Source organism: Actinomadura geliboluensis (assembly GCF_005889745.1).
Classification (GTDB): Bacteria; Actinomycetota; Actinomycetes; order Streptosporangiales; family Streptosporangiaceae; genus Spirillospora; species Spirillospora geliboluensis.
Window position 1 is genome coordinate 1 of the sequence record NZ_VCKZ01000515.1, and the last position, 5,871, is coordinate 5,871.

The 5,871-nt window shown below is 73.5% G+C and carries 5 protein-coding genes; 2 read left to right on the top strand and 3 right to left on the bottom strand.

The features are described from left to right. Window positions 1-158: 158 nt before the first annotated feature. From ETD96_RS40055 to ETD96_RS40065, 3 genes are all read right to left on the bottom strand, one after another. Window positions 159-353, bottom strand: a complete 195-nt coding sequence (locus tag ETD96_RS40055; protein ID WP_138641701.1) for a hypothetical protein — start codon at window positions 351-353, stop codon at window positions 159-161. Further along, on the bottom strand, window positions 350-856 hold the full coding sequence (locus tag ETD96_RS40060; protein ID WP_171069470.1) for an MFS transporter: 507 nt from the start codon (window positions 854-856) through the stop codon (window positions 350-352). The genes ETD96_RS40055 and ETD96_RS40060 overlap by 4 nt, the downstream gene beginning before the upstream one ends. A 176-nt stretch (window positions 857-1,032) precedes the next feature. Further along, entirely contained in the window at window positions 1,033-2,268 is a 1,236-nt protein-coding gene (locus ETD96_RS40065) for a serine hydrolase domain-containing protein (RefSeq protein ID WP_205719701.1), read from the bottom strand. Window positions 2,269-2,561: 293 nt separating this feature from the next. Between ETD96_RS40065 and ETD96_RS40070 the strand changes: the two genes are divergently transcribed. Further along, a complete protein-coding gene (locus tag ETD96_RS40070) occupies window positions 2,562-3,326 on the top strand; it encodes an ABC transporter ATP-binding protein (protein ID WP_205719702.1) in 765 nt (254 codons plus the stop codon). Window positions 3,327-3,329: 3 nt separating this feature from the next. Beyond that, window positions 3,330-5,871, top strand: a 2,542-nt coding sequence (locus tag ETD96_RS40075) for an FtsX-like permease family protein (protein ID WP_138641703.1), incomplete at its 3' end; no start/stop codon positions are given.

The window sequence follows — 5,871 nt, forward strand, 5'->3', positions numbered from 1 at the left end:
CCTACTCGCCCTGGCTCGACGCATGGTCGACGTCCTGTGGGCTCTGCTGCGCGACAACCGAACCTTCAGCCCGATCCCGCCATCGCAGGTCAGCGCTATCGCGGCTTGACATGGTCACTGAGATTCCTTTCGGATGGGGTGCGGATGGATAGATGAGGTCAAGCGGTGCGGGTCCGCCGGGTGCGGGCGCCCGTCCCGGCGAGGAGGGGCAGCAGCATGAGCGCGGCCGTCAGGCCGAAGGCGGCCGGGTACCCGGTGCGGACGGCGAGGAGGCCGAAGCCGGTGGCGCCGAGCGTCACCGCCACGGGGTTCGACACCGCGACCAGCAGCGCGATGCCGCTCGCCGCGATCACAGCCCCGGCACGAGCTGCCGCGACGCGACGGCCGGCGTCCCGCAGGCGACGCCGTGGACGCCGAGGCCCTCGCCGCGCCGCTCGGCCGGGACGATCGAGGCCACCAGCGCCCCGCCCAGCACCACCGCCACCGCGAACCCGGCGCCCCGGACCAGGCACGCCGCCAGGACCATCGGCATCGATCCGGCCGCCGCCAGCACGAGCGCCGGCGCCCCGAGCAGCACGAGCCCGGTCCCGAAGACCGCCCGGTACCCGAAGCGGGCCGTCAGGCGCGGGACGGCGAACTCGGCGGCCACGGTCGCCAGCATCATCACGCCGGTGGTCAGCCCGGCCCCGACGCCGCCGGCCCCGATCGCGTCCGCGTAGCGGGGCAGCGCCGAGAACAGCAGGTAGAAGCTGGTGGACGAGCCCACTCCGGCGAGGAGCACCAGCACGAACGCCCTGCTCATCAGCCGGGGCCGGGCTGCGGCGCCCGTCGCGGCGTACATCGTGGTGGCGGTCATCGGGTCCTCCTCGGCGGTCGTCCGACTGCTGAGCAAGCGTCGCCGCCGGACCCACGGAGCGGCATCCGTGCCCATCACGGATCCACCACGGACGGCCCCGCAGACACGGACGCGCCGGTGGCGTCCCCCCGAGGGACGCCACCGGCGCGGGCGGTGCGGTTACTTGCAGATCGCCGTTACTTGCAGATCGCCGTGTCGACCAGCTTCGAGATCGTCGTCATCTTGTCCATCGCGTCCTTCAGCATGGCCTCCTCGGAGTCCTGCTTCGCGATGATCGCGCCCGGCAGCGCGTTGACGACCACCGTGACCTCGCGGCCGTCGGTGGTCACGCCGCCCCGGGACTCGTAGCCGTGGATGTCGCCGCCGTGGCCCCAGATCTTCGTGCAGGACAGCGTGGTCTGGTCGAGGCCCAGCCCGAACACGGTGTCCGGCATGTCGCCCGGCGACTCCATCGTCTTCTGCATCTCCGCGAGTTGCGCGGCGGGCATCAGCTTGCCGCCGACCACGGCGGTGAAGAAGCGGTTGAGGTCGCGCGGGGTGGAGACCACCATGCCGGCCGCCCCGGAGATCGACGGGTCCATCTCGGTCGCCTTCTTCAGCGTGCCGCCGGGTGGCGCGATGTACCCCTCCATCCGGGGCTTGCGGACGCCGGTGTCGCCGGGCTTCGGCCAGTAGGTCTGCTTGAGGCCGATCCGGTCGATGACCCGTTCGGTGACCGCCTCGCCGACCGGCCTGCCGGTGATCTTCTCGACGAGCATCCCCGCGAGGACGTAGTTGGTGTTGCTGTACTCGCGCTTCTTCCCGACGGGGAACGACGCCTTCATCTTCAGCGCGGGCCGGAGCAGGTCCTCGGCCGTGTAGGTCTTGGTCGGGAGCGTGTCGGTGGTCGGGACGAGGGCCTGCGTGTAGTCGGGGATCCCGCTGGTGTGCCCGAGCAGGTTCCGGACGGTGATGCTCTTGCCGTCCCAGTCCGGGCCCTTGGCGACGCCGGGCAGGTAGGTGTCGATCGGCTCGTCCAGCTTCGCCTTCCCCTCCCCGATCAGCTGCAGGACGGTCGCGGCGACGAAGCTCTTGGTGTTGCTGCCGACGCGCACGTACCCGTTCTTCGGGGGCGCGTCGCCGGTCTCGCGGTCGCCGGCGCCGGCCGAGTAGTCGCGGACCTTCCCGTCCGCACCCTTGACGGAGACCAGCACGCCGGGGAACCCGGCCTTCACCACCTTCTGCATCGCGGCCACCACGGCGACCTCGTTCTTGGCCGTGCCGATCTCCGCCTCGGCATCGGCCTTGTCGCCGGTGGCGCAGCCCGCCAGGCCGAGCCCGGCTGCCACCGCCACCGCGGCGAGCTTCACCGGCCTCCTGCGGCGCGCGGACAGGACGCCGGGACGAGCGGCGGGCGGGAAATACTCGGACACCTTTTCTCCTCAAAACCACCGGGTTCGGTGGGAGCGGGGGGCGTTTCTCTGGAAAGCCTCAAGAATGGCGGCCCGCAGGTGCTCGATTCGATAACGCGCACTGGAAGAAACACGGTGTAGCCAGCACCACCGCCCCGGTACAGCGGGCACGACCGGGCAGGCGGCTCCCCTGGGACTGGTAGCGCCTGCACTACCGCCGCATGGGCAACTGGCTGCATTGCCGCGGGTGAGGCGCCGTTCCTAGCGTCGTGGGGCACTCGAACGAGACCGATCCCCCCGGAGGACTGCTCCCGATGTCAATGCCCCCCGTGGACGACGTCGTCCACATCGAACGCGTCAGCAAGACGTACGGCGACGAGAATCCCGTCGTCGCGCTCGCCGGCGTCGACGCCCGGTTCCGCCGGGGGACGATGACCGCGGTGATGGGGCCGTCCGGCTCCGGGAAGAGCACGCTGCTGCACTGCGCGGCCGGCCTCGACCGGCCCTCCTCGGGACGGGTCATGATCGGCGACACCGACCTGTCGACGATGTCGGAGAAGGAACTGACGATGCTGCGCCGCAGCAGGATCGGCTTCGTGTTCCAGGCGTTCAACCTGATCGGCGCGCTCACCGTGGAGCAGAACGTCCTGCTGCCGTCGCGGCTGGCGGGCGCCCGCCCGGACCCGGCGTGGGTCACCGAGGTGATCGAGCGGGTGGGGCTGGCGCACCGGCTCGGGCACCGCCCGGCGGAGCTGTCCGGCGGCCAGCAGCAGCGGGTCGCGATCGCCCGCGCGCTCGTCACCCGGCCCGAGGTGATCTTCTGCGACGAGCCGACCGGCGCGCTCGACACGACGACCGCGGCGGAGGTGCTCGCGCTGCTGGGCGCGGCCGTCGAGCAGTCCGGTCAGACGATCATCATGGTGACGCACGACCCGGTCGCCGCGTCCTACGCCAACCGGGTCATCGTGCTGGCGGACGGGAAGATCGTGCGGGACATGCCGCAGCCCGGCGCCCCGCGCATCGCCGAGGAGCTGGCGATGCTCGGCCGCCGCAAGCCCGTCGCCGCCCGGGAGGGCTGAGCGGTGCTGCTCCTCGCCTTGCAGATGCTGCGGTACCGGAAGGGCACGTTCGTCGCGACGTTCCTCGCGCTGTGCGCCGGCGTCCTGGTCCTCACCGTGTGCGGCGTCCTCACCGAGTCGGGACTGCGGTACAACGGCCTGCCGCAACGGTATTCGGACGCGCTCGCCGTCGTCGCCAAGCGCGACCTCACGGTGGCCGGTCCCGAGAAGTTCGGGGAGCGCGAGACCACGAGGCTCGTGCTGCCCGAGCGCGGCGGCGTCCCCGAAGCGCTCGTCGCCCGGATCGCCGCGGTCCCCGGCGTGAAGCAGGCCGTCGCCGACCGGTCGATCACGGTCGCCCTGCCGGCGGCGCCGTCCGTCCCCGCGCTGGGCCACGGCTGGGCGAGCGCCGCGCTCGGCCCGCACCGCATGGTGTCCGGCGCGCCGCCGCGGGCCGACGACGAGATCGCGGTGGACGCCCGCCTCGCCGCGGCCGGGAAGCTGAAGCCCGGCGCCACCGCGCGGCTCCTCACCGGCGGGGCCGTCCACCCGGTCCGGGTGAGCGGCGTCGTCGACACCGGCGACGCGGAGGGGACGAGCGCGGCGCTGTTCTTCACCGACGCGCGGGCCGCCGCGCTCGACCCGCACCGCGGTCGCGTCGACGCGGTCGGGGTGCTCGCCGCGCCGGGCGCCGACCGGGACGCGGTGACCGCGAAGGTCGCGCGCATCGCGGACGCCGCCGGGGCCAAGTCCTACACCGGCGACGAGCGGGGGCTCGCCGAGGAGCCCGAGGCCGCCGCCGCCAAGGAGATGGCCGTGCAGGCCGGCGCCGCGTTCGCCGGCTACGCCGTGATGATCATCGTGTTCGTCGTCGCGGCCACGGTCGGGCTCTCGGTGCGGCACCGCCGCCGCGACATCGCCCTGCTGCGGGCCATCGCGGCGACCCCGGCGCAGGTGCGGCGGCTGATCCTCGGCGAGGTGGGGATGCTCGCCGCGCTCGCCTCGGTCGTCGGGGTCCCGGCCGGCTTCGCCGCCACCGTCTGGATCCGGAACCGGCTCGTGGACCGGGGCTTCGTGCCCGAGTCGTTCGAGGTGCGGGGCGGCGCGCTCGCCGCGCTCGCGTCGATCGCCGCCGTGGCCGTGGTGGCGCTGCTGTCCGCGCTGGTCGCCGCGCGCCGCACCACCGCGATCCGGCCCACGGAGGCGCTCGGTGAGGCCGCCGTCGAGACGTCCCTCGGCGGGCGGTTCCGGATCGTGTCCGGCGCGGTGTGCCTCGCCGGCGCGGTGGCGATGATCGGGCTCACCGGCACCGCGACCGGGCAGACCGCCATGGGCGTCGCGTTCGGCATGCTCATCGCGTTCGTGCTGGCGGTCGCGCTGCTCGCGCCGTGGATCAACCGGGCCGCCGCGCAGGTCCTCGGCCCGGTCCTGCGGGCGGTCTGGGGCGACAGCGGGTACCTGGCCGCCGCGAACCTGCGCGGCAACGCCCGCAGCATGGTGGCCGTGCTGACCGGGCTCGTCCTGTCCGTCGGGCTGGGCGGCACCGTCTGGTTCCTCCAGGACAACCTCGACCGGCAGACGGTCGAGCAGAGCCGGGACGGCACGATCGCGCAGCACGTGCTGGCCGGCGCCGCCGGGCTGCCCGCGTCGGCGGCGGAGGACGCGCGCCGCGTCCCGGGCGTGCTCGCCGCGACCGGCGTCCGCCGCACCTCGGTCATCGCGCCCACGGACATCGAGCCCATGACGTTCGTCGCGCAGGGCGTCGACCCGCAGGGCGTGGAGAAGACCCTGGACCTCGGCGTCAAGTCGGGACGCCTGGCCGACCTGCGCGCCGGCGCCGTCGCCGTGTCGACGTCCCTCGCCGACCAGAACGACCTGCGGGTCGGAAAGGACGTGAAGCTGTGGCTCGGCGACGGCACGCCGGTCACGCTGCGGGTCGTGGCGACCTACGACCGCAACTTCGGGTTCGGGGACGTCACGCTGGCCAACGAGACGCTCGCCGGGCACACCGCGACCGGGCTGGACGACCACGTCCTGATCCGCACCGCGCAGGGCGCCGACGCGGGCGCCGCGCTGAAGGGGCTCGCGGCCAAGTACCCGGCGAGCACCGTGACGGGCGCGAGCGAGCTCAACGGCGAGCTGGCCAAGGACCTCGCGATCAGCGCGTGGCTGAACAAGATGCTGATCGCCGTCCTGGTCGGCTACGCGGTGCTCGCCGCCGCCAACACGCTGATCATGGCCGGGCTGTCCCGGGCCCGGGAGCTGTCGCTGCTGCGGCTGGTCGGGCTGACCCGCGGCCAGGTGCGGCGGATGGCGTACGCGGAGCAGTCCGTCCTGCTCGGGGTGGCGCTCGCGATCGGCGTCGGGATCGCGGCGATCACCCTGTCCTCGGTCGTCAACGCCCTCGCCGGGCAGCGCGTCCCGTACGTCCCGGCCGCCGGCTGGATCACCATCGTCGGCGGGACGGTCCTGCTCGCACTGGTCGCGACCGTCCTCCCGATCGCGCGTCTGCTGCGGACGCCGCCCGTCGAGGGCGGTTCGGGGAGACGTTCGTCCTGCCGGACGC